The 26340-nt window shown below is 73.1% G+C and carries 24 protein-coding genes; 11 read left to right on the top strand and 13 right to left on the bottom strand.

Annotated elements, in window-relative coordinates:
- Window positions 1-51 precede the first annotated feature (51 nt).
- The 3 genes from GKC29_RS10060 (at window position 52) to GKC29_RS10070 (ending at window position 4684) form a co-directional block, all read left to right on the top strand.
- Window positions 52-1089 (top strand): lactonase family protein, encoded by a 1038-nt coding sequence (locus tag GKC29_RS10060; RefSeq protein ID WP_155330568.1) that lies wholly within the window; start codon window positions 52-54, stop codon window positions 1087-1089.
- Between the two features lie 134 nt (window positions 1090-1223).
- The gene (locus tag GKC29_RS10065) at window positions 1224-2984 is read left to right on the top strand and encodes a substrate-binding domain-containing protein (protein ID WP_155330569.1); all 1761 of its coding nucleotides are present in this window, start codon (window positions 1224-1226) and stop codon (window positions 2982-2984) included.
- Between the two features lie 215 nt (window positions 2985-3199).
- Entirely contained in the window at window positions 3200-4684 is a 1485-nt protein-coding gene (locus tag GKC29_RS10070; RefSeq protein ID WP_155330570.1) for a sugar transferase, read from the top strand.
- 4 nt (window positions 4685-4688) lie between these two features.
- Here the strand turns inward: GKC29_RS10070 and GKC29_RS10075 are convergent, their stop codons facing one another.
- Window positions 4689-5819 carry a PP2C family protein-serine/threonine phosphatase gene (locus GKC29_RS10075; protein ID WP_155330571.1) on the bottom strand — a complete coding sequence of 377 codons (1131 nt, stop codon included), beginning with the start codon at window positions 5817-5819 and terminating at the stop codon, window positions 4689-4691.
- A 98-nt stretch (window positions 5820-5917) separates the two neighbouring features.
- On the opposite strand from GKC29_RS10075, the gene GKC29_RS10080 reads away from it, so the two are divergent.
- Window positions 5918-6439: a MarR family winged helix-turn-helix transcriptional regulator gene (locus GKC29_RS10080; RefSeq protein WP_155330572.1), complete on the top strand. Its 522-nt coding sequence runs from the start codon at window positions 5918-5920 to the stop codon at window positions 6437-6439.
- 101 nt (window positions 6440-6540) lie between these two features.
- On the opposite strand, the gene GKC29_RS10085 is transcribed toward GKC29_RS10080, so the two are convergent.
- Window positions 6541-8187, bottom strand: coding sequence for a PP2C family protein-serine/threonine phosphatase (locus GKC29_RS10085; protein WP_230688979.1), 1647 nt, complete (start codon window positions 8185-8187; stop codon window positions 6541-6543).
- 205 nt (window positions 8188-8392) lie between these two features.
- Window positions 8393-9634: an ROK family protein gene (locus GKC29_RS10090; RefSeq protein ID WP_230688980.1), complete on the bottom strand. Its 1242-nt coding sequence runs from the start codon at window positions 9632-9634 to the stop codon at window positions 8393-8395.
- Window positions 9635-9709: 75 nt separating this feature from the next.
- Between GKC29_RS10090 and xylA the strand changes: the two genes are divergently transcribed.
- The 4 genes from xylA (at window position 9710) to GKC29_RS10110 (ending at window position 14637) form a co-directional block, all read left to right on the top strand.
- Window positions 9710-10897: a xylose isomerase gene (gene xylA, locus GKC29_RS10095; protein WP_155330574.1), complete on the top strand. Its 1188-nt coding sequence runs from the start codon at window positions 9710-9712 to the stop codon at window positions 10895-10897.
- Complete coding sequence (gene xylB, locus GKC29_RS10100) at window positions 10897-12333, top strand: xylulokinase (protein WP_155330575.1); 1437 nt, start codon at window positions 10897-10899, stop codon at window positions 12331-12333. The genes xylA and xylB overlap by 1 nt, the downstream gene beginning before the upstream one ends.
- Before the next feature lie 267 nt (window positions 12334-12600).
- Entirely contained in the window at window positions 12601-12861 is a 261-nt protein-coding gene (locus GKC29_RS10105; protein WP_155330576.1) for a hypothetical protein, read from the top strand.
- Between the two features lie 354 nt (window positions 12862-13215).
- Window positions 13216-14637 (top strand): MFS transporter, encoded by a 1422-nt coding sequence (locus GKC29_RS10110; RefSeq protein WP_155330577.1) that lies wholly within the window; start codon window positions 13216-13218, stop codon window positions 14635-14637.
- A gap of 54 nt (window positions 14638-14691) precedes the next feature.
- On the opposite strand, the gene GKC29_RS10115 is transcribed toward GKC29_RS10110, so the two are convergent.
- From GKC29_RS10115 to GKC29_RS10150, 9 genes are all read right to left on the bottom strand, one after another.
- The gene (locus GKC29_RS10115) at window positions 14692-16455 is read right to left on the bottom strand and encodes an alpha-amylase family glycosyl hydrolase (protein ID WP_155330578.1); all 1764 of its coding nucleotides are present in this window, start codon (window positions 16453-16455) and stop codon (window positions 14692-14694) included.
- A gap of 140 nt (window positions 16456-16595) precedes the next feature.
- The gene (locus tag GKC29_RS10120; protein ID WP_155330579.1) at window positions 16596-17510 is read right to left on the bottom strand and encodes a carbohydrate ABC transporter permease; all 915 of its coding nucleotides are present in this window, start codon (window positions 17508-17510) and stop codon (window positions 16596-16598) included.
- Window positions 17507-18448 (bottom strand): carbohydrate ABC transporter permease, encoded by a 942-nt coding sequence (locus GKC29_RS10125; RefSeq protein ID WP_155334065.1) that lies wholly within the window; start codon window positions 18446-18448, stop codon window positions 17507-17509. The genes GKC29_RS10120 and GKC29_RS10125 overlap by 4 nt, the downstream gene beginning before the upstream one ends.
- A gap of 100 nt (window positions 18449-18548) precedes the next feature.
- Window positions 18549-19901, bottom strand: a complete 1353-nt coding sequence (locus GKC29_RS10130) for an ABC transporter substrate-binding protein (protein ID WP_155330580.1) — start codon at window positions 19899-19901, stop codon at window positions 18549-18551.
- A 231-nt stretch (window positions 19902-20132) separates the two neighbouring features.
- Window positions 20133-20627 (bottom strand): TspO/MBR family protein, encoded by a 495-nt coding sequence (locus GKC29_RS10135; RefSeq protein WP_155330581.1) that lies wholly within the window; start codon window positions 20625-20627, stop codon window positions 20133-20135.
- Window positions 20628-20793: 166 nt separating this feature from the next.
- Window positions 20794-20937, bottom strand: a complete 144-nt coding sequence (locus GKC29_RS29535; RefSeq protein ID WP_168215290.1) for a GPGG-motif small membrane protein — start codon at window positions 20935-20937, stop codon at window positions 20794-20796.
- Between the two features lie 2 nt (window positions 20938-20939).
- The gene (locus GKC29_RS10140) at window positions 20940-21704 is read right to left on the bottom strand and encodes a metallophosphoesterase (RefSeq protein ID WP_155330582.1); all 765 of its coding nucleotides are present in this window, start codon (window positions 21702-21704) and stop codon (window positions 20940-20942) included.
- Window positions 21705-21714: 10 nt separating this feature from the next.
- The gene (locus tag GKC29_RS10145) at window positions 21715-21990 is read right to left on the bottom strand and encodes a hypothetical protein (RefSeq protein WP_155330583.1); all 276 of its coding nucleotides are present in this window, start codon (window positions 21988-21990) and stop codon (window positions 21715-21717) included.
- Window positions 21987-22571, bottom strand: a complete 585-nt coding sequence (locus GKC29_RS10150; protein WP_155330584.1) for a nucleotidyltransferase — start codon at window positions 22569-22571, stop codon at window positions 21987-21989. The genes GKC29_RS10145 and GKC29_RS10150 overlap by 4 nt, the downstream gene beginning before the upstream one ends.
- Before the next feature lie 157 nt (window positions 22572-22728).
- Between GKC29_RS10150 and GKC29_RS10155 the strand changes: the two genes are divergently transcribed.
- On the top strand, window positions 22729-23445 hold the full coding sequence (locus tag GKC29_RS10155) for a dTMP kinase (RefSeq protein ID WP_155330585.1): 717 nt from the start codon (window positions 22729-22731) through the stop codon (window positions 23443-23445).
- Window positions 23446-23452: 7 nt separating this feature from the next.
- Here GKC29_RS10155 and GKC29_RS10160 read toward each other — a convergent pair whose 3' ends face one another.
- Window positions 23453-24142: an SDR family NAD(P)-dependent oxidoreductase gene (locus GKC29_RS10160; protein ID WP_155330586.1), complete on the bottom strand. Its 690-nt coding sequence runs from the start codon at window positions 24140-24142 to the stop codon at window positions 23453-23455.
- A 308-nt stretch (window positions 24143-24450) separates the two neighbouring features.
- On the opposite strand from GKC29_RS10160, the gene GKC29_RS10165 reads away from it, so the two are divergent.
- Together GKC29_RS10165 and murQ are read left to right on the top strand one after the other, a co-directional pair.
- Window positions 24451-25365 (top strand): MurR/RpiR family transcriptional regulator, encoded by a 915-nt coding sequence (locus GKC29_RS10165; protein WP_155330587.1) that lies wholly within the window; start codon window positions 24451-24453, stop codon window positions 25363-25365.
- On the top strand, window positions 25362-26306 hold the full coding sequence (gene murQ, locus GKC29_RS10170; RefSeq protein WP_155330588.1) for an N-acetylmuramic acid 6-phosphate etherase: 945 nt from the start codon (window positions 25362-25364) through the stop codon (window positions 26304-26306). The genes GKC29_RS10165 and murQ overlap by 4 nt, the downstream gene beginning before the upstream one ends.
- The last annotated feature ends 34 nt before the right edge of the window (window positions 26307-26340 follow it).

A 26340-nucleotide genomic window follows, 5' to 3' on the forward strand; every position in this document is an offset into this window, starting at 1 on the left:
GATCGGGAAGCCTCTGGTTTGATCGGGGAACAATCGGCGGAGGGCGGACCCGTGACAGGTCAGGGCGTGATCGTCCATGTCGGCGGCTACACCGCGGCGAGCGGCGGGCGGGGCACCGGCATCGTCGCCGCCCGGCGGGATCCCGCCTCGGGCGCGCTCACACCGCTCGGCACCGTCGCGGTCACGCCGTCGCCGTCGTTCCTGGCCCGGCACCCCCGGGTGCCCGTGCTGTACGCGGTCAACGAGCTGACCACCGGTGAGGTCAGCGCGTTCCGGGTCGCCCCCGACGGCGACCTGAGCCTGCTCGGTGCGCGGCCCACGGGCGGTGCCGAGCCGTGCCACCTCGCGGTCGCCCCGGACGGCCGGCACCTCTTCGTGGCCAACTACGGCGGCGGGAGCGTGACGGTGTTCCCGCTCGACCAGCAGGGCATCCCCGGCGAGCGCAGCGACCTGGTCCGGCACGAGGGGCACGGCCCGGATCCGGACCGGCAGGAGCACGCCCACACCCACATGGTCAACCCGGACCGGAGCGGCGGCCCGCTGCTCGCGGTCGACCTCGGCACCGACTCGGTCTACCGGTACGACCTCGACCCGGCGACCGGACGGCTGATGCCCCGGGCGCCACGGGTGCGGACGCCCGCCGGGGCGGGTCCCCGGCACCTGGCCCGCCACCCGGACGGGCGGCGCTGCTGGCTGGTCGGGGAACTCGACGCCTCGGTCGTCGAGTACGAGCTGACCGCCGACGGCGGCATGCGCCAGCGGGGTCGCGTGGAGGCCAGCGAGCGGCCGGGCCACGTGCAGCCGTCCGAGATCGCGGTGGGCCCGGACGGACGTTTCCTCTACGTCGCCAACCGGGGGGTCGGCACGATCGCGGTCTTCGCCCTCGACGGCACGCTGCCGCGACCGGTGGCCGAGGTCGACACGGGCGGGGAGTGGCCCCGGCACTTCGCGTTCACGGGTGAGCACCTGTACGTCGCCGACGAGCGGGCGGACATGATCCGCGTCTTCCTGGTGGACCCCACGAGCGGTGTGCCGGCCCCGGTGGGCGAGCCCGTGGTGGTGCCGAGTCCGACGTGCGTCCTACCCTGAGCCGCCGTTCAGGGCAACGGCCTGAGGCTGACTGGCTACACAGTGTCACAAATCTGCGATCAACTGTTGCTTCTGCGTAACTTTCGTCCGAACGGACGTGGCGGCGCCCGCATCGGATCCGCAAGATGGTCTCCGTGTCAGCAGGCCGCCATCGTATGCGCACGAATATCCATGCCGCGGGAGCCGCAGCCGCCGTCGGCGTACTCGTCGTCACTGCCGGCGGGTACTTCGGCTATCAGCAGCTCGCGTCGCCCGACTGCTCCGGCAAGATCGAGCTGTCGGTCGCCGTGGCGACGGAGCTCGCTCCGGCGGTCGACGCCGCCGCGACCGAGTGGGAGGAGAAGGGCGCGGCGGTCGGTGGCACCTGCATCGACGTGAACGTGTCCGCGTCCGACCCGGTCGAGGTGGCCGCCACGGTGGCCGCGAAGCACGGCGCGATCCTCGCCGGCGTGGGGCAGGCCCCGGGCACGGCGGTCAGCCCGGACGTCTGGGTGCCGGATTCGTCCACGTGGCTGCTGCGGCTGAAGACCGGTGGCGCGACGGCGTTCGACCCGGGCAACGGGGCGTCCATCGCCCGCAGCCCGGTGGTCGTGGCGATGCCGGAGCCGATCGCCTCCCGGCTCGGCTGGCCGCAGAAGGAGCTGACCTGGGCGCAGCTCGTCGGCCAGGTCAACAACTCCAAGCCGCTGAAGGCGGGCATCGTCAACCCGACCCGTGACGCCGCAGGCCTCTCCGGCCTGCTCTCGCTGACCACGGCCGCGGCCGCCGCCAGCAAGGACGCCCAGAAGGACACGGTCGGTGCGCTGCGCGCACTGTCGACGGGCAGCTCCAACCTGCGTCAGGACCTCCTCGCCAAGTTCCCGACGGCCGCGGACCCCACCACGGTGGCTCGCAGCCTCGGTGCCGCGGCGCTGTCGGAGGAGGACGTGATCTCGTACAACAGCAAGAAGCCGGCGGTCCCGCTGGCGGCGCTCTACCTCCAGCCGGCGGCGATGCCGCTGGACTACCCGTACGCGGTGCTGCCCGGCATCGAGCCGGCCAAGGCGTCGGCGGCCCGGGTGCTGTTCGAGGAAGGGCTCACCACCGCATCCTTCCGTGACCGGCTGGCGCCGCTGTCGCTGCGCGCCCCGGACGGCAACTGGGGCGTCGGGTTCAGCGCCCCGCCGGGCGCCCCGAGCCCGGAGGCCGGCGGCGCGTCGGCCCAGCAGGCCGGCGGCGGCAACGCGGCCGGCGACCTCGACCCGCAGGCGGTGGACCGGGCGGTGACGAGCTGGTCGGTGGCCACCGCGTCCGGCCGCATGCTCTGCGTCATCGACGTCTCCGGTTCGATGAAGGAGAAGGTGGCGAGCGCCAACGGCGCCACCCGCCAGCAGGTCACGATCGACGCGGCCCGGCGTGGCCTCAACCTGTTCGACGACCGCTGGGAGATCGGCCTCTGGGAGTTCTCCACCAACCTGGACGGTCCGCGCGACTACCGGAAGCTGGTCGACATCGGCCCGTTGACCACCCGGCGCGCCCCGCTGGAGCAGGCGCTGGCCCGGATGCAGTCGTCGAACGGCGACACCGGCCTGTTCGACACGGTGCTCGCCGCGTACAAGGCGGTCCAGAACGACTGGGACCCGGGCCAGGTCAACTCGTTCGTGCTGTTCACCGACGGCAAGAACGACGACGACAGCGGCATCAGCCAGCAGCAGCTGCTCGCCGAGCTGGAGCGGATCAAGGACCCGGAGCGCCCGGTGCAGGTCGTGCTGATCGGCATCGGCCGGGACGTCAGCAAGGCCGAGCTGAAGTCGATCACCGACATCACCGGTGGTGGGTCGTTCGTGACCGAGGATCCGACCGGTATCAGCACGATCTTCCTGAAGGCCATCGCGCTCCGGAAGACCGGCGCCTGACCGGCCGCTCAGCGACGGGGCCTGTCGTGGCGGTGAATTCCGTACGACAGGCCCCTTTCCGGCTCCTTGCGAGCCGGGAAAAGTGACGGCAATACGTCCGAAGCAATCGGCCGCCATAATTCTCGGGGCAGGATGGCGTCGTGCTCCGGACGGCGACCGGGTCGACTCCGGTCCGGCCGGTTCGCGGCCGGTGACGGTGAAGTGGGGAGGGGCCGGTGACGTCGGCGACGCTGATGACCCCCGCCCGGTCGTCGTCGGCCGCGGGCGGCCCGCCGTCCCGGCCCGCGGCACGCGCCGCTGAACGGTCCTACGTCCGCGCCCTGGTGGTGCTGGACACCACCGTGCTGATCGTCGCCGTCCTGGTGGGTTACGTTGCCCGCTTCGGCGACGAGTTGCCGCGTGGCGCCGAGATCCCGTACGTCGTGGTGGCCCCCGGCCTGGTGCTGGCCTGGCTGGTCTCGTTGAAGGCGTTGCGGTGCTACGACGACCGTGTCCTCGGGTACGGCGCCGACGAGTACCGGCGGGTGAGCTCGGCCAGCCTGCGGCTCGCCGGCGGCATCGCGATCGCCGGCTACATCTTCGACGTCGGTGTCTCGCGCGGGTTCCTCGGCATCTCGGTGGCGGTCGGCACGCTCGGGCTCGAGGTGGCCCGGTTCACCGCCCGCAAGAGCCTGCACCGGGCCCGCTCGCGGGGCAGCGGCTGGTCCCGGAAGGTGCTCGTGGTCGGCGACACCGCGCACGTGCTGGAACTGGTGCACACGCTGCGCCGCGAGCCGTACGCGGGCTACCAGGTGGTCGGCGCGTGCATCCCGGACGCGCTGCTCGCTCCGGTCCCGCAGCGGCTGGGCGACGTGCCGGTGGTCGGCTCGTTCCGGGGCATCCCCGAGGCCGCCACCGCGATCGGCGCGGACACCGTGGCCGTGACCGCCTCCGGTGAGCTGACCGCCACCCGCCTGCGCCGGCTCGGCTGGCAGCTGGAGGGCACCGGTGTCGACCTGGTGGTCGCCCCGGCGCTGACCGACGTCGCCGGCCCGCGCATCCACACCCGGCCGGTCGCGGGCCTGCCGCTGATCCACGTCGAGGCGCCCGAGTTCCGGGGCGCCCGCAAGCTCGTCAAGGGCCTCGTCGACCGGTCCGCGGCGTTCCTCGCGCTGACGGTGCTGCTGCCGCTGCTGGCGGTCATCGCGGCCGCCATCCGGCTGGACAGCCGGGGCCCGGTCATGTTCCGGCAGACCCGGGTGGGGCAGGGGGGCCGGGAGTTCGGCGTCTGGAAGTTCCGCACCATGGTGGTGAACGCGGACGCCCTGCTGACGGAGCTGTCCACCCGCAACGAGACCGACGGCCTGATGTTCAAGATGCGCGACGACCCGCGGGTGACCCGGATCGGCCGGCTGCTGCGCAAGTGGTCGCTGGACGAGCTGCCCCAGCTGGTCAACGTCCTGCTCGGGCAGATGAGCCTGGTCGGTCCGCGCCCGCCGCTGCCGTCGGAGGTCGCCCGGTACGACGGCGACGTGGCGCGCCGCCTGCTGGTCAAGCCCGGAATGACGGGCCTGTGGCAGGTCAGCGGCCGGTCGGACCTGAGCTGGGAGGACGGGATCCGGCTCGACCTCTACTACGTGGAGAACTGGTCGCTCGCCGCCGACCTGACGATCCTGTGGAAGACCTTCGGTGCGGTGCTCAACAGCCGCGGCGCGTACTGACCCGTCAGCTCCGGGGCCCGGTCCAGTCCAGGCACACCACCACCGCGTCGTCCACCAGGTCGCCGGCGACGAACGCGCGCAGGTCGCCGATCAGTGAGCGGACCGCGTCCAGCGGCTGCATCGGCCCGGTGCGCCGCAGGAAGCGGTCCAGCGCCGTCTCGCCGTACCGGGTGTCGTGGCCGGTCGCCTCGACCACGCCGTCGCTGACCACGAAGAGCCGGTCGCCACGGCGGAGCGCGAAGTGCTGCTCCCGGTAGTCGGTGTCCTCGAACATGCCGAGCGGAAACTGCTTCTCCAACGGCTGGTCGTGAACCTCGCCGTCGCGCAGCAGCACCAGGCGGGGCGACCCGGCGTCGACCACCGTCAGCACCCCGGAGTGCAGGTCGAGTTCCATCAGGAGCACGGCGAGGTGCCGCTCGCCCCGGTGCACCTCGTACACGGCCTGGTCCGCCAGGGCCGCCTGGTCGGCCAGGGAGAGGCCGGCCCGCCGCGCGTTGCGCAGGGCGAACGTGGCCAGCGAGGTCAGCAGCGACGCCGCCACGCCCGTGCCCGACCCGTTGATCGTGGCGACCCACACCCGGTCGCCGTCGTCGGACCAGTCGAAGCTGTCGCCGCGCACCGCGTACGCCGGCTCCAACTGCCCGGCCAGGCTGAACGTGGAGCGGACGCGGCTGCGGCCCGGCAGGAGCTCCCACTGCATCTCGGCGGCGAGGGTGAGGCGCCGGCTGCGCCGGGCGACCCGGTACACGTCCGTGCCGTCGGTCACGGCGGAGATCTCGTGCGACAGCACCGTGGCGATCTCCGCCAGCTCGGCGAGGACCGCGCCGTCGTCCGGCGCCGGGCCCACCCGCAGCACCCCGCGGCGCTCGCCCCGCATGGAGACCGGCAGGTACGCGTAGCCGTCGGCGACGAGCGGGACCTGGTGGTCGTAGCAGCGCCACGCCGGGTGCCCCGGACCGCTGACCGGTTCACCGCCGGTCAGCGGCAGCAGCACCGACAGGCGGTAGTCGACCTGGAGTAGCTCCACGTCCTCGATGCCGTACGCCCGCCCGATGACCTCGGCGACCTTGTCCAGGAGGAGGTCGGCGGGTGCCTGGCTGAGCGCCCTTCGTGCCCGGTTGACCGGTTCGCTCATCACCGCTCCTTGATCGCAGGTCCGCTTTCCTCCCGAGGCGGAGTACGCTCGGGCCCACCATGGTCGAAGTACAGGGTCCACCGGGACCACAGACGAGTATGGCTGCCGAGGTCGACGCCGCGGCGAAGGCGCTGCTGACCGTCTGGGAGACGGCGCGGGAGAGCACGACCAGCCGGGTCTCCGGGGCGCAGCTCCGGGTGGTCATGGTGGTGGAGCAGCACGACGGGATCAACCTGCGCAGGTTGGCGAACCGTCTCGGCATGCTGCTCTCCTCGGCCAGCCGGCTCTGCGACCGGCTGGTGGCGGCCGGGATGCTGGAACGGGAGCCGGGCCGCCTCGACCGGCGGGAGATCGCGCTGCACCTGACGGTGGAGTCCCGCCGTCTCCTCACCGAGCTGCGCGAGCACCGGCGGCGCCGGTTGACCGAGATCCTCGCCGGGATGAGCCCGGAGGGCCGCGAGGCCCTGCTGCGCGGCCTGCGCGAGTTCGACGAGGCGGCGCGCCGGCAGGACGAGTCGATCCCGTACGCCGAACCGCCCGGTCCCTGGCCGCTCGGGGACGTCGAGCCGCCACCGGCGGAGTGGACGGCGGACGAGCCGCCGGCGGCCCGGACGGCCTGAGCGGCTCCCGGCGGCACCGGCCGTCGCCGGGTGGCCGACACCGTCCCGGCGGCCGTACGCTCCGCGCACGCGCCCGGCGGGGATCGTGGCCGGTGCCCCGGTCAGCCGGGCGAAGCGGACATGGCGAGCATCGTGATGTCGTCGTCCTGGCTCTGGCCGCCCAGCCACTCGTCGACGAGTTGAAGCAGGCGATCGACCAGCGCCGCCGGAGGCAGGCCCACGGCGGAGGCGAGCGCGCGGCGCAGCCGGCCCTCGCCGAACATCTCGACGTCGCGGGGCCCGCCGCGCGCCTCGATCACCCCGTCACTGTAGGCGAGGAGCAGCTCACCGGGGGCCAGCCGGACGGTGGCCCGACCGAAGCGGGCGGCGGCGAGCGCACCCACCGGCATCCCGCCGACCGGGACCGGCTCGACGGTGCCGTCCGGCCGCACCAGCAGCGGCGAGGGGTGTCCGCCGCCGGCGATCGTGGCCCGTACCCCGCCGTCCGGCTCGCGGTCCAGCGTCCCGAGCAGCACCGTGGTGAACTGGCTGCGGCGGGCCGCGTCCGGGGTGTGGAGCAGCGCCCGGTCGAGCAGCCGGACGAGCTCCGCCGGGCGCTGCTCGACCAGGCGCAGGGTCTGGAGGGACTGGCGGACCCGGCCGGTGAGGACGGCGGCGCCGACACCCTTGCCGCACACGTCGCCGAGGGTGAACAGGGCGCCCCGGGCGGTGGGGAAGACCTCGTAGAAGTCGCCGCCGATCCGCAGGGTGTCCCCGGCGGCGCGGTAGCCGCCGGCGAGGGCGATGCCCGGCACGGCGGGCAGCTCGGGCGGTAGCAGGCTGGCCTGCAGGACGCGTGCCAGGTGGGCCTTTTCCCCGTACAGGTCGGCGGTGGCGAGGGCGGCGCCGGCCCGGGCGGCGAACTCCCGGGCCACCTCCACGTCGCGCGGGTCGAACGTGGTGACCCGGCGGACCAGCACCAGCGCCCCCGCGGGTCGCCCGGCGGCGAGCACCGGGCTGACCAGCACCGCGCCGGGCCGGCCGAACCCGGCCGGGAGCAGGTCGGTCAGGTCGGCGTCGGGCCACGGGCCCGGGTCGCTGGTGTCACCGGCGAAGGCCTCCGGGAGGCCGGGCAGGGCGCTCGTCACGGCCCACGGGGCGACGCCGGCGACCGGGGCGGGGTCGCCGTCGGCGTACCGCAGCCAGTGCGGCAGGTGTTCCGTCGGTGCCGGCGGCCGGTGCACGACCAGCGCCAGGTCGGCGAGGTGGGGAACGGCGAGCGTGACCGCCGTACGCAACGCGTGGTCCCGGTGCAGCGACATGCCGAGACGGCTGCCGGCCCGGGTGAGGAACGCCGTCCGCGACCGCTCCGCCAGCAGGGCGGTGGTCCGCGCGTACTCCTCGCTGACGTCCCGGACGTACCAGGCGTACCGGCCGCCGGTGAGGCATCGCCGTACTCCCCGCAGCCGCCGGCCGCGGTGCTCGGCGTCGAACGTCTCCGCCGCCGCGAGGGCGGGCAGGGCGCTGGCGGACAGGTCGGTGCCGGGGACGATCTCCGGCAGCAGCTCGGCCGTCCTCGCGTTGACGAACGTCACGACACCGGTGCCGTCGGTCGTCAGCACGGCGTCGGCGAGCCCGTCCAGCAGTTCCCGCGCCAGCTGGGTACCGGCCGGCTGGGGTGTCCCGGGGGAGGGCGGGGCGTCGCGGCGGGTGGTCTGCCCACGGGTGCCGACCGGCCCGGTGACGCCTTCGCGCGGGGGCCCGGTCACCGGGCGGCGCCGGGCGCCCGGGTCCGTCGACCTGTCCGCATGCTGGTCGTGCACTCCTCGGCTGGACGTCGTTGCTCGGCGACAAGGGTACCGAGGCGGGCGGCGGGACGCCCGCGCCGGAGTCCGGGCCGGTGGGCGTCGTGGGCCCCGACCGCGCCGGCCCGGCCGTGGCCCGGGCCCGGGGCCCGGCGGCCGGCCCGTGCGGTCAGGACCGGTGCGCCAGCCAGCCGCCCGGCCGGGCCAGGATGCGGCGGACCACCGAACCGGCCGCCCCGACGGCCGCCGCCTGGGTGCCGAGCGTCGCGGGTCGTACGGTCACCGGCGACCACGCGGCGGTGAGCACCCGGCGGGCAATCTCGGCCAGCACCGGTGGGCGCAGCCACGGCTCGAGCGGGGCGTATCCGCCCCCGAGGACCACGGTGTCCAGGTCGAGCAGGTTCACCACGCCGGCCACCGCCACGCCGAGCGCGGTCCCGGCGTCGTGCAGCGCGGCCAGGGCCGCCGGGTCGCCGGCCCGCGCCAGTTCGGCCAGGTGGTACGCCGCGGTGTCGGCCGGCAGGTCGGCCCCGGCCAGGCCGGCCGCGGCGAGGACGGCCTCCTGGCCCGCGTACCGTTCCAGGCAGCCGCGCCCCCCGCAGCGGCACGGCCGCCCGTCCGGACGGACCGGGACGTGGCCGATCTCGCCGCTCCAGCCGCGCGTTCCCCGGAACAGCGTCCCGTCCAGGACGATGCCGGCGCCGATGCCCACCTCGCCGGAGATGTGCAGGAAGCTCGCCGCCCCGGACGGGGCGGCGTGCAGCTCGCCCAGGGCCGCGAGGTTGGCCTCGTTGTCGACCACCAGCGGCGGTACGCCGTCGACGTGCTCGGTCAGCGCCGGGTGCCGGGCCAGCAGCGTGGCCACCGGCACGTCCCGCCAGCCCAGGTTCGGCGCGAGGCGGACCAGGCCGGCGTCGTCCACGAGCCCGGGCACCGCGAGCGCGGCGCCGGCCGGCGTGAGGCCCTGGTCGGCCGCGTCGGCGCGGGCGGTCGTCGCCAGGGCGACGAGCCGGTCGAGCGCCTCGGCGGGCGGGACCGGGCGCAGGTCGGCCCGTTCGACGGTGTGGTGCCGTACCCGGCCGGCGAGGTCGACCACGCAGACGGCGAGGTAGTCGACGTTCACCTCCAGGCCCAGCCCGGCCGGGCCGTCGCCGGCGAGGACCAGCCCGCGCGCGGGCCGCCCGGCGCCGGCGCGCGGCGCCGGCTCCACCTCCGTCACCAGCCGGCCGAGCAGCAGGTCCTCGACGACCGCCGAGACCGTGGCGCGGGTCAACCCGGTGTGGGCGGCGAGGTCGGCCCGGGAGGGCGGGCGGTCGGCGTCGGCGATGCGGCCGAGCACGAGCGCGAGGTTGAGCTCGCGCAGGCTGCCCTGCCGGGCGGCCCCGGCGGGTACGGCGGCGGTGCGGCTCACCCCTTGACAGTGCCATATGCCGGTCAAATAATTCAACCACTGAACAAATAGTGGACGACACCCCGGAGGTCTGTCATGGCACCCCGTCCCACCCCTGCCGACAAGTTCTCCTTCGGCCTCTGGACGGTGGGCTGGCAGGCCCGTGACCCGTTCGGCGACGCCACCCGTCCCGAGCTGGACGCCGTCGAGGCCGTGCACCGGCTCGCCGAGCTCGGCGCATACGGCATCACGTTCCACGACGACGACCTGGTGCCCTTCGGCGCGGACGCGGCCACCCGGGACGCCCACCTGACCCGCTTCCGCAAGGCGCTGGACGAGACGGGGCTGGTGGTGCCGATGGTCACCACCAACCTCTTCACCCACCCCGTGTTCAAGGACGGCGGCTTCACCAGCAACGACCGCGACGTGCGGCGGTACGCGCTGCGCAAGGTGCTCCGCAACGTCGACCTCGCCGCCGAGCTGGGCGCCCGCACCTTCGTCATGTGGGGCGGCCGGGAGGGCGCCGAGTACGACCTGGCCAAGGACGTGCGCGCCGCCCTGGACCGGTACCGGGAGGCCGTCGACCTGCTCTGCCAGTACGTCGTCGACCGCGGCTACGACCTGCGCTTCGCCCTCGAACCCAAGCCGAACGAGCCGCGCGGCGACATCCTGCTGCCCACCGTCGGCCACGCCCTCGCCTTCATCTCCACCCTGGCGCACCCGGAGCGGGTCGGCCTCAACCCGGAGGTGGGTCACGAGCAGATGGCCGGGCTGAACTTCGCCCACGGCATCGCGCAGGCCCTCTGGCAGGGCAAGCTGTTCCACATCGACCTCAACGGCCAGCGTGGCATCAAGTACGACCAGGACCTGGTCTTCGGCCACGGCGACCTGCTCAACGCGTTCGCCCTGGTCGACCTCCTGGAGCACGGTGGCCCGAACGGTGGCCCGGCGTACGACGGTCCCCGCCACTTCGACTACAAGCCCTCCCGCACCGAGGACATGACCGGCGTGTGGGCCTCGGCCGAGGCGAACATGCGCACGTACCTCCTCCTCAAGGAGCGGGCCGCCGCCTTCCGGGCGGACCCGGAGGTGGCCGAGGCCCTCGCCGCCAGCCGGGTGGGCGACCTGGCCACGCCGACGCTGGCCGACGGCGAGAGCTACACCGACCTGCTCGCCGACCGGTCCGCCTTCGAGGAGTACGACGTCGACGCCGCCGCCGCCCGCGGCTTCGGCTTCGTCCGGCTCAACCAGCTCGCCGTCGAGCACCTGCTCGGCGCCCGCTGATGCCGCTCGTAGCCGGGGTCGACTCGTCGACCCAGTCGTGCAAGGTGGTCGTCCGGGACGCGGAGACCGGCGCCCTGGTCCGCGAGGGCCGGGCGCCGCACCCGGACGGCACGGAGGTCGACCCCGCCGCGTGGTGGTCGGCGCTCGGGGAGGCGGTGACGGCGGCCGGCGGGCTCGCCGACGTGGCGGCGATCTCGGTGGCCGGACAGCAGCACGGGATGGTCTGCCTCGACGAGACCGGCGAGGTGGTCCGCCCGGCGCTGCTCTGGAACGACACCCGGTCGGCGGGTGCCGCCGCCGACCTGGTCGCCGAGGCCGGGGGCGGGGAGGAGGGCCGCCGCTTCTGGGCCGACGCGGTCGGCGCGGTGCCCGTGGCCAGCTTCACCGTCACCAAGCTGCGCTGGCTGGCCCGGCACGAGCCGGCGAACGCCGCCCGGGTGGCGGCGGTCTGCCTGCCGCACGACTGGCTGACCTGGCGGCTGGCCGGCGCCCCCGGCCTCGACGCGCTGCGCACCGACCGCAGCGACGCCAGCGGCACCGGCTACTGGTCCCCGGCGACCGGCGCGTACCGCCCGGACCTGCTGGAACGTGCGCTCGGCCGGGTCGTGACGGTGCCCCGGGTGCTCGGCCCGGCCGAGACCGCCGGTCACCTCGACCGGTCGGTGTTCGCGGGCGCCGTCCCGGTGCGCGCCGGGGCGGCGCTGCTCGGTCCCGGGGCCGGCGACAACGCCGCCGCGGCCTTCGGGGCCGGCGCCGGCCCCGGCGACGTGGTCGTCTCGATCGGCACCTCCGGCACCGTCTTCAGCGTCGCGGACACCCCGGCGGCCGACCCGAGTGGCATCGTCGCGGGCTTCGCCGACGTCACCGGCCGCTTCCTGCCGCTGGTCTGCACGCTCAACGCCGCGCGGGTGCTCGACGCCGCCGCCGCGCTGCTCCGGGTCGGCCTCGACGAACTGGCCGAGCTGGCGCTCACCGCGCCGCCCGGGGCGGACGGGCTGGTCCTGGTGCCGTACCTGGAGGGGGAGCGGACCCCGAACCGACCGGATGCCACCGGCTCGGTGCACGGCCTCACCCTGCGCACGTCGACGCCGGCGCACCTGGCCCGGGCGGCGGTCGAGGGGATGCTCTGCGCCCTCGCCGACGGCCTGGACGCGCTGGTCGCGCAGGGCGCCACCGTGCGCCGGGTGATCCTGGTCGGCGGTGGGGCCCGCTCGGCGGCGGTACGGCGGATCGCCCCGCAGGTCTTCGGTGTCCCGGTGGTCGTTCCGCCGCCGGGCGAATACGTCGCCGACGGCGCCGCCCGCCAGGCCGCCTGGGTCGCCCTCGGGGATGCGGAACCGCCCGTCTGGGCCAGCGGCGCCGGCGAGCGGTACGACGGCGAACCGCTGCCCGCCGTCCGCGCCAGGTACGCCGAGTGCCGAGACGCCACGAATTGAGCGTGACGGACATTAGTGGTGAATAAGGGGGCGGGTGCGACGAGCGTGGTGGTAGCCCGTGGCGCCGGAATACCGGTCGTGAGAGCAGACTGCGTGATCGGCTCTTGCGCGACGTATTTGCCATACGATAGAAATAGGTGAACGTCGCAGCGTAAGGCGGCGGCGACCACGGGGAGAGGACGGCAATTCGTGGCGAACATGCGCCCTCAGAAGGCACTACGTCTGCTTGCCGCAACCGCACTGTTGACCACCACGACGAGCCTGGGTGTGATCGGAGTGGCTGCCGGCCCGGCGCTCGCGATCCCCAGCAACTGCTCCACCGGCACCTGGTACTCGCAACCCCAGGGCGCCACCGTCAAGTGCTACAACGGCACCGGCCAGTACCGTGCCAAGGTCTACTGCCTGAACGACTACAACAAGGGCACCTGGCGATACGGTCCCTGGATCTCAGTCGGTGGGGGCTGGTCGGACGCCTACTGCAACTCGACGTACCCGTACCTTACGTCGAGCGGCTACGACCGACGCTGAAATAGCGCCGCCGCGGAATACGGTAAAGGAAAAAGCCGCGTGAGTGAAGCGCGGCTTTCTCCTTGCTTTGTTCGGGAATGCTGGGCGTCCGAGCTGACTCGGCAGTGGATGCGAAAACTGCATTCACATCAGGAGAGTCGGGGCTTGCCTTCTTACTGTCCCCGCGACGACCTGGTGCCGGGAGACCACCGCCTGGCGCCGGCCGTCGAGGAGAGCACCTGGTTGTTCTCGGGGCCAGGCCGCGGAAGGGCCTCGCGTACGTCGGCCCGCCCCGCGCGCCGGCGAGGCCGGCTCGGCTACCGGTAGCTCGGGGAAGTCACCCGGTTGTTATCTGGTCCTGGTTGGCTGCGGGTCATGACCTTGATCGGGCCGAGCCCACGGGCGTGGGGCGGCGGCCGCACGCACCGGATCTACAGCGTGGTGGTGTTCGTGCTGCTCGCCTCGCTGGACAACGTGGCGATCGGCCTGGTCCCCCCGCTGTACGGCTCGATCGCCGCGGCGTTCGAGGTGCCGCCGCGCCTGCTCGGTCTGGTCACCGCCGTCAGCTTCCTGGTCAGCGCGGTGGCGGCGGTCGGCTGGGCGTACGTCGGGGACCGTGCCAACCGCAAGCCGCTGCTCATGCTGGGCACCCTGATCTGGGCGGTGGGCACCGGTGGCAGCGCGGTCGCCGGGACGTACCCCGCGTTCCTGGCCGCCCAGCTGATCGGGGCGGTCGGGCTCGGCGCGGTCGGGTCGGTCGGGTTCTCCGTGGTCACCGACCTCATCTCGCCCCGCCGGCGGGGCCTGGTGATGAGCTTCTGGGGGCTGTCCCAGGGCGTCGGTACGCTCGCCGGCACGCTGGTCGGCGGGCTGCTCGGCGCGGCGGACTGGCGCCGGCCCTTCGTGGTGCTCACCGTGGTCGGCCTCGCCGCCACCGCGGCCTACCTGTTCACGTACGACATCCGGCGCGGGCAGAGCGAACCGGAACTCGCCGAGGTGCTCGCCGGCGGCGCCGAGTACGACTACCGGATCAGCCGGGCCGACCTACCGCGGATCGTGGGCCGGCGGACGAACCGCTGGCTGATCCTGCAGGGGCTCACCGCGCAGGCCGCGTTCGGATCGCTGGTGTGGTTGCCCGTGCTCTTCACCGAGCGGGCCGAGGCCCAGGGCTACTCGACCGCCACCGCGGTCGTGGTGGGCAGCGTCTTCGCCACCCTGTTCCAGCTCGGCGGCGTCTTCTCCATCGTCGGCGGGCTGGTCGGGGACGCGCTGCAACGGCGTACGCCCTCCGGCCGGGCGCTGGTCGCGGCGGTCGGCATCCTCGCGGCGCTCCCGTTCTACCTGGTGCTCTTCTTCGTGCCGATCCGCATCGACGTGCCCGACGGCGCCGGCGCCGGCGCCGTGGTCCGTGCGGTCCTGGCCAGCGTGCTGACCGAACCGACGGTCGGGCTCAGCCTGCTCACGGCGCTGCTGGCGCTCGCGCTGACCTCCGCCAACTCGCCCAACTGGTTCGCGCTGATCGCCGACGTCAACCCGCCCGAGCACCGGGGGACCGTCTACAGCCTGGGCAACCTGGTCAACGGCGTCGGGCGGGCGGCCGGCAACGGACTGGTCGGGGTGGCCTTCCACGGCCTGCGGGTCGCGTTCCCACCGCCGCTGAACTACGCGGTCGGGCTCGCGGCCTTCCAGCTCTTCTTCGTGCCCACGGGGATCATGTACTGGCTGGCGGCGCGGACCTCACCGCGCGACATCGCCGAGGTACGCGACCTCCTGCACACCCGCGCCGAGCGGCTGTAAGGAAGGGCCCCCTGTTAACGCCTGGCGTTGTACAAGGGGCCCCTCTCAACACTGTCAGGCGGAGCGCACCCACACCGTGACGTCGGTGGGCATCCGGCCGTCGTCGGTGAGCGGGGCGCTCGCGGCGACCACCTCGCCCGCCGGCGCCGGCACCGGGACCCCGCCGAAGTTCGTCAGCACGGTCAGCCCGTCGTTGCGGAAACTCAGCACCTCGTCCCCGGTGGCGAGCCACGCCAGCGTGCCCCGGCCCAGCCCGTGCTCCCGGCGCAGGCGTAGCGCCGTGCGGTACAGCTCGTACGTCGAGCCGGGCACCCCGCGCTGCCGGTCCAGCGCGAACTCCGCCCACACCGGCGGCTGGGGCAGCCAGCTCGCGTCCGTCGGCCCGAAGCCGTACGACGGCGCGTCGGCCTCCCACGGGATCGGCACCCGGCAGCCGTCCCGGCCGCGCAGGGTGTGGCCGCTGCGCTCCCACGTCGGGTCCTGCCGGGCCTCGTCCGGCATCGTGGTGTGCTCGGGCAGGCCCAGTTCCTCGCCCTGGTAGAGGTACGCCGAGCCGGGCAGGGCCAGCATCAGCAGGCTGGCCGCCCGCGCCCGGCGCAGGCCGAGGGCGGCGTCCGGCTGCTCGTCGCCGATGCCGATCCCGTGCGGTCGGGGGGTGCCGACCGGCAGGCCGAGCCGGGAGGCGTGCCGGACCACGTCGTGGTTGGACAGCACCCAGGTCGTCGGTGCGCCGACCCCGTCGGTGGCCTCCAGCGAGCGGGTGATGACGGCGTACTGGGCCGGCGCGGTCCACGAGGCGAGCAGGTACTCGAAGTTGAACGCCTGGTGCATCTCGTCCGGGCGCACGTACCGGGCCAGCCGCTCGGCGGGCTCGACCCAGGCCTCCGCGACCAGGATCCGCTCGCCGGGGTAGCTGTCGAGCAGCGCCCGCCAGTCCCGGTAGATCTCGTGTACGCCGTCCTGGTCCCACATCGGCGGTCGTGGCTTGTCGACCTCCCGGCCGGAGAGGATCTCCTGCGGCTCCTGCCAGTCGGCCAGGTCGGCCTGCTTGATCAGACCGTGCGCCACGTCCACCCGGAACCCGTCGACGCCCCGGTCCAGCCAGAACCGCAGCACGTCGAGGAACTCCGCCCGCACCTCCGGGTTGTCCCAGTTCAGGTCGGGCTGACCCGGGTCGAACAGGTGCAGGTACCACTGACCGGGGCGGCCGTCGGCCCCGGTGACCCGGGTCCAGGCCGGCCCACCGAAGACGCTCTGCCAGTCGTTGGGCGGCTGGTCGCCGTCGGCGCCCTTGCCGTCCCGGAAGACGTACCGGTCGCGTTCGGGACTGCCGGGGCCGGCGGCGAGGGCGGCGGTGAACCACCGGTGCGCCGACGAGGTGTGGTTCGGGACGAGGTCGACGATGACCCGGAGGCCCCGCGAGCGCGCCTCGGTGATCAGCTTGTCCGCGTCGGCGAGCGTGCCGAACAGCGGGTCGACGCCCCGGTAGTCGGCGACGTCGTACCCGGCGTCCGCCTGGGGTGACGGGTAGAAGGGGGAGAGCCACACGGCGTCCACGCCGAGCTCCACCAGGTGGTCGAGCCGGGCGGTGATGCCGGGCAGGTCACCGATCCCGTCGCCGTTCGCGTCGGCGAAGGAGCGCGGGTAGATCTGGTAGATGACGGCCTCGGTCCACCAGCCGGTGACCGGCGCCTCGGTCGGGTCCGGGTGCGTCGGGTGCGTGTTCAGGTCTACTCCCGTGTCTCGTGCCGGTCCGGTGCGGTCCGCGGCCCGCCCGCCCCGGATCCCCGGGACGGACGGACCATCTGCGCGTTCCATTGTCCGGCCCCCGGCGGCGTGCCGCCGGGTGGACAGCGGACCGGTATGCCGCGGATCACCGTCGCGCCGTCGGTGCGCACCCGCCACCGCGCCGTCGGTGCGCCCGCCGCCGAGCGGCTGCCGGGCGCGGTGCGCCGGGCTCAGCCCTTCAGGCCGCCGGCCAGCAGGCCGCGCACGAAGTAGCGCTGGAGCAGCAGGAAGACCACCACCGGCACGATGATGGAGACGAACGCGCCCGCGGACAGCAGGTGCCAGGCCGTGCCCCGGGTGCCGCTCAGGTTGGCCAGCGCCACGGTGATCGGGGCCACCTCGTCGCCGCCACCGGCGAAGGTGAGGGCCACCAGCAGGTCGTTCCAGACCCACAGGAACTGGAAGATGCCGAACGCGGCCAGCGCCGGGGTCAGCAGCGGAAGCAGCACCCGGAAGAAGATCTGGACGTGGCCGGCCCCGTCCACCCGGGCCGCCTCCAGCAACCCGGCCGGGATCTCCCGCATGAAGTTGTGCAGCAGGAAGATCGCCAGCGGGAGCGCGAAGATCGAGTGCGAGAGCCAGATGGTCCAGAACGACCCGACCAGGCCCGCGTCCACGTAGAGCGTGAGCAGCGGGATCAGCGTGACCTGGATCGGCACGATCTGGAGCGCGAACACCGCCACGAACAGGACGTTGCGACCCGGGAAGCGGATCCAGGCGAAGGCGTACGCGGCCAGCGCGGCGAGGCAGATCGGGATGATCACCGACGGGATCGTGATGATGAACGAGTTGACGAAGAAGGCGCCCAGCCCTTCCGAGCCCTCGGCCGCCAGCACGTCCCGGTAGTTGTCGAGCGTGATCGTCGGTTCGGTGAAGAAGGTCCACCAGCCGGTGGTCTTGATCTCCCGCTCCGGCCGCAGCGAGGAGATGCCCAGGCCGAACGTGGGCAGCGTCCAGAGCACGGCGATGACCACCGCGGCGAGGGACGCCCACGGCGAGGTGAGCCGCTTGCGGGCGCGGGCGGTGCTGGTCCGGGTCGGCTTGACCGGCGGCGTGGTGGACAGTGGGGTGCTGGTCGCGGTCATGACGCCTCCGCTGCGCGCAGTTGCCGGACGTTGTAGACGACGATCGGGATGACCAGCACGAAGAGCAGCACCGCCAGGGCCGCGCCCAGCCCCTCGTTGCCGCTGCGGAAGCTCTGGCTGTAGAACTCGTTCGCCACGACGCTCGTGTCGAACTGGCCGCCGGTCATCGTCCGCACGATGTCGAAGACCTTCAGGGTGCCGATGCCGATCGTGGTGAGGACGACCACCACGGCGGGGCGGATGCTGGGCAGCGTCACGTAGCGGAACATGCCCACCGGGCTGACGCCGTCCAGTCGGGCCGCCTCGACCACGTCGTCCGGGATCGCCTTGATCGCGGCGGACAGGACCGTCATCGCGAAGCCGGCCTGGATCCAGATCATCACCGCGATGAGGAACAGCGTGTTCCACGGCGACTCCACCAGCCACTGCTGCGGCGTGCCGCCGGCCCACACGATCAGCTGGTTGAGCAGGCCGATCTGCCGTACGCCCGGCTGGTCCGGCCGGTACTCGTAGACGAACTTCCAGATGATCGACGCGCCGACGAACGAGATCGACATCGGCAGGAAGATCAGCGCCTTGGCGAACGCCTCCAGCCGCGCCTTGTCCACCAGGACGGCGTAGAGCAGGCCGACGGCGGTGGCCACGAACGGCGTCACCACCACCCAGAGCACGGTGTTGCGCAGCACCGTGAGCTGATCGGGGGACGTGAAGATCGTGTGGTAGTTGTCGATCCCCACGAACGAGGTGCCGGCGGCGTCGAAGAAGGACTGCCAGATGGTGCGGCCAGCCGGGTAGATCAGCCCGACGGCGAGCATGAGCACGACGGGCGCGAGATAGAGGTACGCGACCCAGCGGTCGCCGCGCCCGCCACCGATCCGGCCGGCGACGAAGAGAATGACGCCCACGATCGCCACGAAGAGCCCGATCGCGATGCCCATCTCGAGGAACTTCTCAGCGGTGGTCACCCGGAACTCACCTCCCTCCGACGGTTCGGGGCCGGCCGGAGCGTCCGCTCCGGCCGGCCCCGAGACCGTCAGCTCACTTCGGCCAGGCGGCTTCGATGTTGTCGACGGTCTGCTTGGTGCTCTGCCCGGTGATCCAGCTCGTGGACTGCTTCCAGAACGCGTTCGAGCCGATCGCGCCCGGCATCTGGTCCGAGCCGTCGAAGCGGAACACCGAGTTCGGGTCCTGGAGGAGTTCGGCGGCGAGCTTGTCGATCGGGTTGCTCACCTTGGCGACGTCCAGGCCCTTGTTGGCGCTCACCCAGCCCTGCGAGACCTGCGCCTTCACGTTCGCCCAGGTGTCGGTGGACAGGTACGTCTGGAACGCCTTGACCTCAGGCCGGTCGGCGAAGGCGACGTTGAACTCGCCACCACCGAGCAGCGGCTTGGAGTTGGCGTCCTTGCCCGGCAGGTAGAAGGCGAAGACGTCCCCGTCCTCGGCGACCTTCGTGTTCTCCGGGAAGTTGGCCGCGTAGAAGCTGGCCTGCCGGTGCAGCGAGCAGGTGCCCTCGAGGATCGGCTGCCCGGCGTCCTGGAACGTCGTCGTCGCGATGCTCTTGACGTCGCCGAGACCGCCGTTGACGTACTTGTCGTTCTTCAGGAACTTGCCCACCTCGTCGAGCGCGGCGGTCGACTCGGGGCCGTTGAACGGGATCTCGTGCTTGACCCACTTGTCGTAGGTCTCCGGCCCGTTGAGCCGGAGCATCATGTCCTCCATCCAGTCGGTGATCGGCCAACCGGTGGCCTCACCGCTGGAGATGCCGGCGCACCACGGCTTCTTGCCGGTCGCGGCGATCTTGTCGGAGAGCTGAACCAACTCGTTCAGGGTCTTCGGCACCTGGTAGCCGTTGTCCTTGAACTCCTTGGGGGAGTACCAGACCAGCGACTTGATGCTCGCGCCGGACGGCGCGGCGTAGAAGGTGCCGTTCACGGTGCCGTACGACTTCCAGTCGGCGCCCCAGAACTTGTCGACGTTGGCGCCCACCTCCGGCGGTGCCGCCTTGACCCGGCCGGTCTCGACCAGCTGCGCCAGCAGACCGGGCTGCGGGACGATCGCGATGTCCGGCGGGTTGCCGGCCTTGGCCCGGACGAGGATCTGCGTCTCGAAGGACTTGTCGCCCTCGTACTTGATCGTGGCCCCGGTGCACTCCTCGAACGGCTTGTACGAGTCGACGTACGCCTTGTCCTCGGGGGTGACGATGCCGGCGTAGACGGTGACGGTCTTGCCCTTCAGGTCGCCGTACTGGCTGAACTGCGCGCAGTCGACGGACGGGGCGTCCGCCGAGGTGTCGTTGTCGGAGCCGCCACCGCAGGCGGTGAGAGTGAGCGTGAGGCCGAGAACGCCGGCCGACGCAGCCGCGAGGCGCGACTTCGTGGCACGAAATGGCATGGGGCCCTTCCTTTCTCGTCAAGCGCCGCCCGGGCCGGGGGATCACCGCCGGCCTCGGACAGAGGAGTTCGAGGCCGTCAGTCAATCCGTTACAGGGTTGTGGCGCAACGGTGAAAGGTTGATCGGATCGGTAACGATTTGGCCATTGTGCAGGGGCGGAGCGTCGCCGGACGCGCCGCCGCCCGCAGTCGGCGGGCGACCGCGGGCGGCAGTGAGGTGGGGTTTCGGGCGTCAGCTGTTGAGTTGCCAGATGGCGAGGTTGAGGGCTCCGGCGAAGGTCACCCAGGCCCAGTACGGGAGCATCAGCGCCGTGGCGGCCCGGGAGACCGGCCAGAAGAGGGCGACCGTCACGCCGATCGTCAGCCACAGCAGGACGAGGTCGGCGAACGCCAGCCCGTACCGGCCCGCGCCGAAGAACAGCGGGGTCCAGATCGCGTTGAGCAGGAGCTGGGCGGTCCAGGCCCAGAGCGCCGGCCCGAAGCCGGCCCGGCGCCAGACCAGCCAGCCGGCCAGGGCGATCATCGCGTAGAGCACCGTCCAGACCGGCCCGAACAGCCCGGACGGCGGGGCCCAGGAGGGTTGGTCGAGGTTCGCGTACTCGGCGGCGGTGCCGCGGACGCCCAGACCGCCGATCGCGGCGGCGACGAACACGGCCGCGCCGAAGCCGAGCAGAACCCACCACTGCCGGGCGTCGTCAGCGCGCCGGTCGCTCCGAGAAATCTCCATCATCGAGATGTTTCCGTCCTGGAGAGGGGCGAAACCCGAACCGACGACGCCGGGGTCGCCGCGTCCGGCCTGCTCCTGTCGGGAGGACGGAGCTTCCGGTCGCGACGACCCCGGCGGGTCCCTCGGTCGGCGGCGTCGGCCGGCGCGCGCGGCGGCCGACGCCGGCTCAGCTGAAGATGCTGACACCACCCGGCCCGACCAGCAGCCCGACGATGATGAGGACGACGCCCCAGAGAATCTGCCGCCGGAACAGCGCGAGGATGCCGGCGACCACAAGCACGACTGCGAGAATCCAGAGAATCAGCTCCATGGTCATCGAGTACCCGAGGCAGCGATCCGGGAAACCTCGCCCTGATCGAGATGGTCACCCAGGTGGAACACGCTGTACGCCTGCTTGATGACGGGGTGCGCCACGTTGCGGACCCGTACGCCGCCGGGCGTCGTTCCCCGCTCGGTCCCGTGGTGCGCGTGCCCGTGCAGGGCCAGTGCGGTGTCTGCCGAGTCGATCGCCTGCCCCAACTGGTAGCAGCCGAGGAACGGGTAGATCTCCAGCGGTTCGCCGGCCAGCGTGTCCGGAACCGGTGAGTAGTGGGTGAGGGCCACCAGCACGTCGCAGTCGAGGGAGCGCAGGGCGGCACCGAGCGCGTCGGCGCTGTCCGTCGTGGTCCGGACGAACGCCTTCATCTCCGGTTCCCCGAAGTCGCTCGCGCAGCGTCCGGCGAACCCACCGCCGAACCCCTTCACCCCGGCGATGCCGAGCCGCCCGCCCGCGCACTCGAGGACCACGCCGGTGCCCTCCAGCACGGTGATCCCGGCGTCCTCCAGTACCTTGACCACCTGCGGCACCTGGTCGCACTGGTGGTCGTGGTTGCCGAGCACGGTCACCACCGGCACGCCCAGCCCACCGAACTCCTGTGCCACGCACCGCGCTTCGGCCTCGGTGCCGTGCCGGGTCAGGTCCCCGGCGAGCAGCAGCGCGTCGGCGCAGTCGGACAGTTCCTCCAGGGCCGGCCGGAAGCGGCCGACGACGTCCTCGTCCAGATGCACGTCTCCCACGGCGGCGATCCGGATCACCATCGTGCCTCCCTCAGGGCAGTTGCTCGATCTGCGTGGGCGCCTGCGCGCGGATCACCCCGATGTCGCTGGTGATCGGCACGTCCGGGAAGCGCTCGGCCACCCGGCGCAGGATCTCCTCGCGGCGGTGCGGGCTCTCCACCTCGCCGGACAGCACGAGACCGCGTTCCTTGCGGGCCACGGTGATCCCCTGCTCGGCGACGGCGGGGTCCTCGGTGAGCAACCGGTGGATCTCCGCCTCCACGTACTCGTCGGGTGGTCCCGTGGCGACGTCGCGATGCTCGGTCACGGTGTCCCCTCTCCCTCCGGGGTGCCGGCGTACGGCACCACCTCCAGCCGGTCCAGCAGCACCAGGAACGCCTCGGCGTACGGCGAGTGCTGCGTCTCCTTCCGTACCCCTTCCCAGTCGATCTGTTCCCGCAGGGACCGGGCCAGTGGCAGGCCGCGGGCGAAGTCGCAGTAGTGCTGGGAGAAGCTGAGCAGCTTGTGCACCATCAACTGGGTCGCCGAGAGCACCGGCATGTGGATCGCGTCGACCGGGCGGATCACGGTGTCGCCGAACGTCTCGTCGGTCACCGGGGTCTCGATGGGGCGGTGGATGAGATCCACCATGCGGCCGTCGTCGAAGACCTTGACCAGCCAGTCTTCCGGCGGGCGCTCGGCGGTGAACCCGGCCGCCACGAGGGACTCCAGGGCGCGGTCGACGTCCACCTCGCGGATGAGGAAGTCGACGTCGTGCTCACTCGAGTGGCCGCCGTGGGCGTACACGGCGAAGCTGCCGCCGAGGGCGAAGGGGATGTCTTCCTGCTTGAGCACGGCGGCGACCTTCTTCAAGGTGTGCAACAGGGTCTCGTCCCCGCGCTCGGCCATCTGGATCTCCCGTCGTGGTGGTCAGGGGGAAGGCTTCGAAGTCGGGTACCCGGCATGGCCGTCGGCCACACCTGGCAGGCGCGCGGGTAGCTAGCAACCATTCCCAAACACGACATATCGCCGGAGCGGCGAGCGTGGGTCGGATAACCTGGGCAGGGTGGCCAGATCGAAGGTGGCGCGGCGCGGTAGGGCCCGATTGCGTGCCGTCGCCCTGATCGGCATCGACGGCTCGGGCAAGACGACCCAGGCGCACCGGCTCGCCGAGGCGCTCACCGCGGCGGGTCACCCCGCCACCTACCACCGCAACGCCGGCGGCCGCCGGTTCCTCGGCCGGGTGGCGCAGCGGCTCGGGCGTGCGGACGCCCAGCGCCTGCTCGGACGGACCGGCCTGCTGGCCGCGGAGTCCGTGCTGCGCTGGCTCGCCATCGTCACCGCGCTGCTCAGTCGCCTGCTGACCGGCCGGATCGCGGTGATGGACCGGTACGCCGTCTGCCAGTACGCGAGCATCCGTGCGCACGGCGGGCAGCGCTGGGAGCGGCTGGCCCGGCTCGGCTACCGGATGTTCCCCCGACCCCAGGTGACGTTCCTGCTGTCGGTGGACCCGGCCGAGGCGTACCGGCGGATCGAGCGGCGCGGCACCGACCACGAGAGCATGGCCTACCTGAGGGCGGCCGACCGCGCGTACCGGACGCTGCCGGAGTACCCGACGTTCGTCCTGGTGGACGCGGGTCGCCCCGCCGACGAGGTGGCCCGGCAGATCCGGGGGCACCTGGACGCCTGGCTGGCCGCCGCCGGCCGGGCGAAGCCGGTCGCCCCGGCGGATCCCGTGCCGCCCCGCGCCGCCGACGGTGAGCCGGTGCCGCTGCGGGCCTGACGGCGGCTCAGGCGCGGCCGTACACCGGCACACTCGCGCCGCTGGTCGGTGCCGACTCGGGGGAGGCGAGGAACCGGACGACGGGGGCGATCTCGGCCGGCGTGACCCAGCGGGAGTGGTCGGCGTCCGGCTGGGCGGCCCGGTTGGCCGGGGTGTCGATCACGCTCGGCAGGACGGTGTTGCACCGCACCCCGTCCGCCCGGTACTCCACCGCCACCGCGTTGGCGAACGCGAGCACGGCTGCCTTCGCGGTGGCGTACGCCGCCGCTCCGCGGAACGGGGCGACCGCCGCACGGGACGAGACGCAGACCACGGCGCCGCCGCCGGCCGTCAGGTGCGGCAGGGCGGCGCCGGTGACCAGCCAGGTCGGTCGCAGGTTGAGGGTGAGCATGCGCTCCAGTTCCGTCACCGGGGTCTCGTGCACCCGGCCACCGGCCGCGTAACCGCCGACGAGGTTGACCACGGCGCGCAGTGGCGCGGCCGCGTCGCCGGCCGCGACCTCGACCGCGTGCCGGACGTCCGCCGGGTCGGCCAGGTCCGCCGTCAGCCGGACCACGTCGCCGGCCGCCGGGGCCGGCTCCGGCGCGCTCGCCCGCGACGGTACGACCACCCGCCAGCCCGCCTCGACGAAGGCGGCGGTGACCGCCCCACCGAGCCCGCCGGTGCCTCCGGTGATCAGCACACTCCGATCCGCCATGTGCCACACGCTAGTGCCGCGCCCGGGGTCCCGGGTGCCGGGCCCCGGCGGTACCGTCGTATCGACGCGTCCGGGGGCCCGCCGGTCGACGCCTCCGGGGGCCGGTCGACACTCAGTCGGCCGGAGGAGGTGTCCTCCGGGCCTGGTCGCACGGCCGGTCCGGCAGCCCTGGCCGGCCGCCCGGCGGAGGCGCCGGCACCGGGCAGGTGGCAGGCTGGGCCACGAGCGACGTCCCGTGATCGGCGGTACTTCGCCCGACACGGGCGGTGGTGGTTGACGCTCACGCCTCATGAAAGTAAGTTTCATCCGTGGCGAAGAGTCCGAAGATTTCTGCGAGTCACGAGCCCGGTGGACTGATCGTCCACATCAGCGGGCTCCTGCCGTCGCTGTCCCCCGCGGAACAGCGGGTCGCCCGGCTGGTCGTGGCCGACCCGGCCGACGCCGCACGCCGCACGATCACCGACCTCGCCACCGCCGCCGAGACCTCGGAGGCGACCGTCATCCGGTTCTGCCGCTCGGTCGGCATGGACGGCTACCCGCAGCTGCGGATCCGCCTCGCCGCCGAGGCCGCCCGCCGGGTCGAGCCGCCGGACGCCCGCGTCGTCGGCGGTGACATCCCGCCCGGAGCCGACCTGGCGCAGATCATCGCCACCATCGCCTTCAACGACGCCCGTGCCGTCGAGGAGACGGCGGAGCAACTGGACCCCGCGGTCTGCGAGCAGGTCGTCGAGGCGATCGCCGCCGCTGGCCGCATCGACGTCTACGGCGCCGGCGCCAGCGGCTTCGTCGCCTCCGACTTCCAGCAGAAGCTGCACCGCATCGGCCGGACCGCCTTCTACTTCCCGGACGTGCACACGGCCCTCACGTCGGCGGCGCTGCTCGGGCGGGGCGACATCGCCGTCGGCATCTCGCACACCGGCACCACGTCGGACGTGATCGAGGTGCTGGAGCAGGCCCGTGCCCGCGGCGCGGCCACGGTGGCCCTGACCAACTTCCCCCGCTCGCCGATCACCGATGTCGCCGACTTCGTCCTGACCACCGCCGCGCGGGAGACCACGTACCGCTCGGGTGCCATGGCCAGCCGGCTCGCACAGCTCACCGTCGTCGACTGCCTGTTCGTCGGCGTGGCGGCGCGCAACCGGGCCCGGGCCCGCAAGGCGCTGGAGGTGACCGCCGACGCGGTCCAGTCGCACCGGGTCGGCTCGGCCCGGAGGCGGGCATGACCGCGGTGGAGCCGGACGAGGTGACCGATACGGCACCCCCGGCGATCCGGGTCGGCGCGCCCACCGAGCGACGCAACCCGCGCAGTGTCGACCTGGACCTGATGACGACCCGGGACGTCGTCACGGTGATCAACGAGGCCGACCGGCGGGTACCGGCCGCGGTCGCCGGGGTCCTCGACCAGATCGCCGCCACCGTGGACCTGGCGGTGGCCGCGCTGCGTGCCGGCCACCGGGTGCACTACTTCGGCGCCGGCACCTCGGGCCGCCTCGGCGTCCTCGACGTGGCCGAACTCGCACCGACCTTCAACTCGCCGCGGCACTGGTTCTGCGCGCACCTCGCCGGCGGGACGGAGGCGATGTGGCGCGCCGTGGAGAACGCCGAGGACGACGACCGGGGCGGTGCGGCCGAGGTGGCCGAATGTGTCGACGCCGGTGACGTCGTGGTCGGGCTCGCCGCGAGCGGGCGCACCCCGTACGTGCTGGGTGCGCTGGCCGCGGCTCGGGCCAAGGGGGCCGCGACGGTGCTGCTCTGCGCGAACCCGGAGGCCGAGGCCGCCCGGTCGGTCGACGTGTTCATCGGGGTGGACACCGGACCCGAGGTCGTCACCGGGTCGACCCGGATGAAGGCGGGCACAGCGCAGAAGCTGGTGTTGAACACCTTCTCCACGGCGGTGATGGTCCGTCTGGGCCGGGTCTACTCGAACCTCATGATCGACATGGTGGCCACCAACGCCAAGCTGCGGGGCCGGATGATCTCGATCCTGATGGAGGCCACCGGGTGCAGCGAGGAGATCTCCCGGCGGGCGCTGCACGAGGCCGACGGTGACCTGAAGACCGCCCTGGTCTCGCTCGTGTCCGGGGCCGGCGTCAGCGCCGCACGGGCCGCTCTCGCCCGCTCGGAGCACCACGTCCGCGACGCCCTCGCGCTGCTCGCGTCCTGAGCCCACGCCGGCCCGCGCGGCGCCGGGCATAGAT

Source organism: Micromonospora sp. WMMC415, from assembly GCF_009707425.1.
GTDB lineage: Bacteria > Actinomycetota > Actinomycetes > Mycobacteriales > Micromonosporaceae > Micromonospora.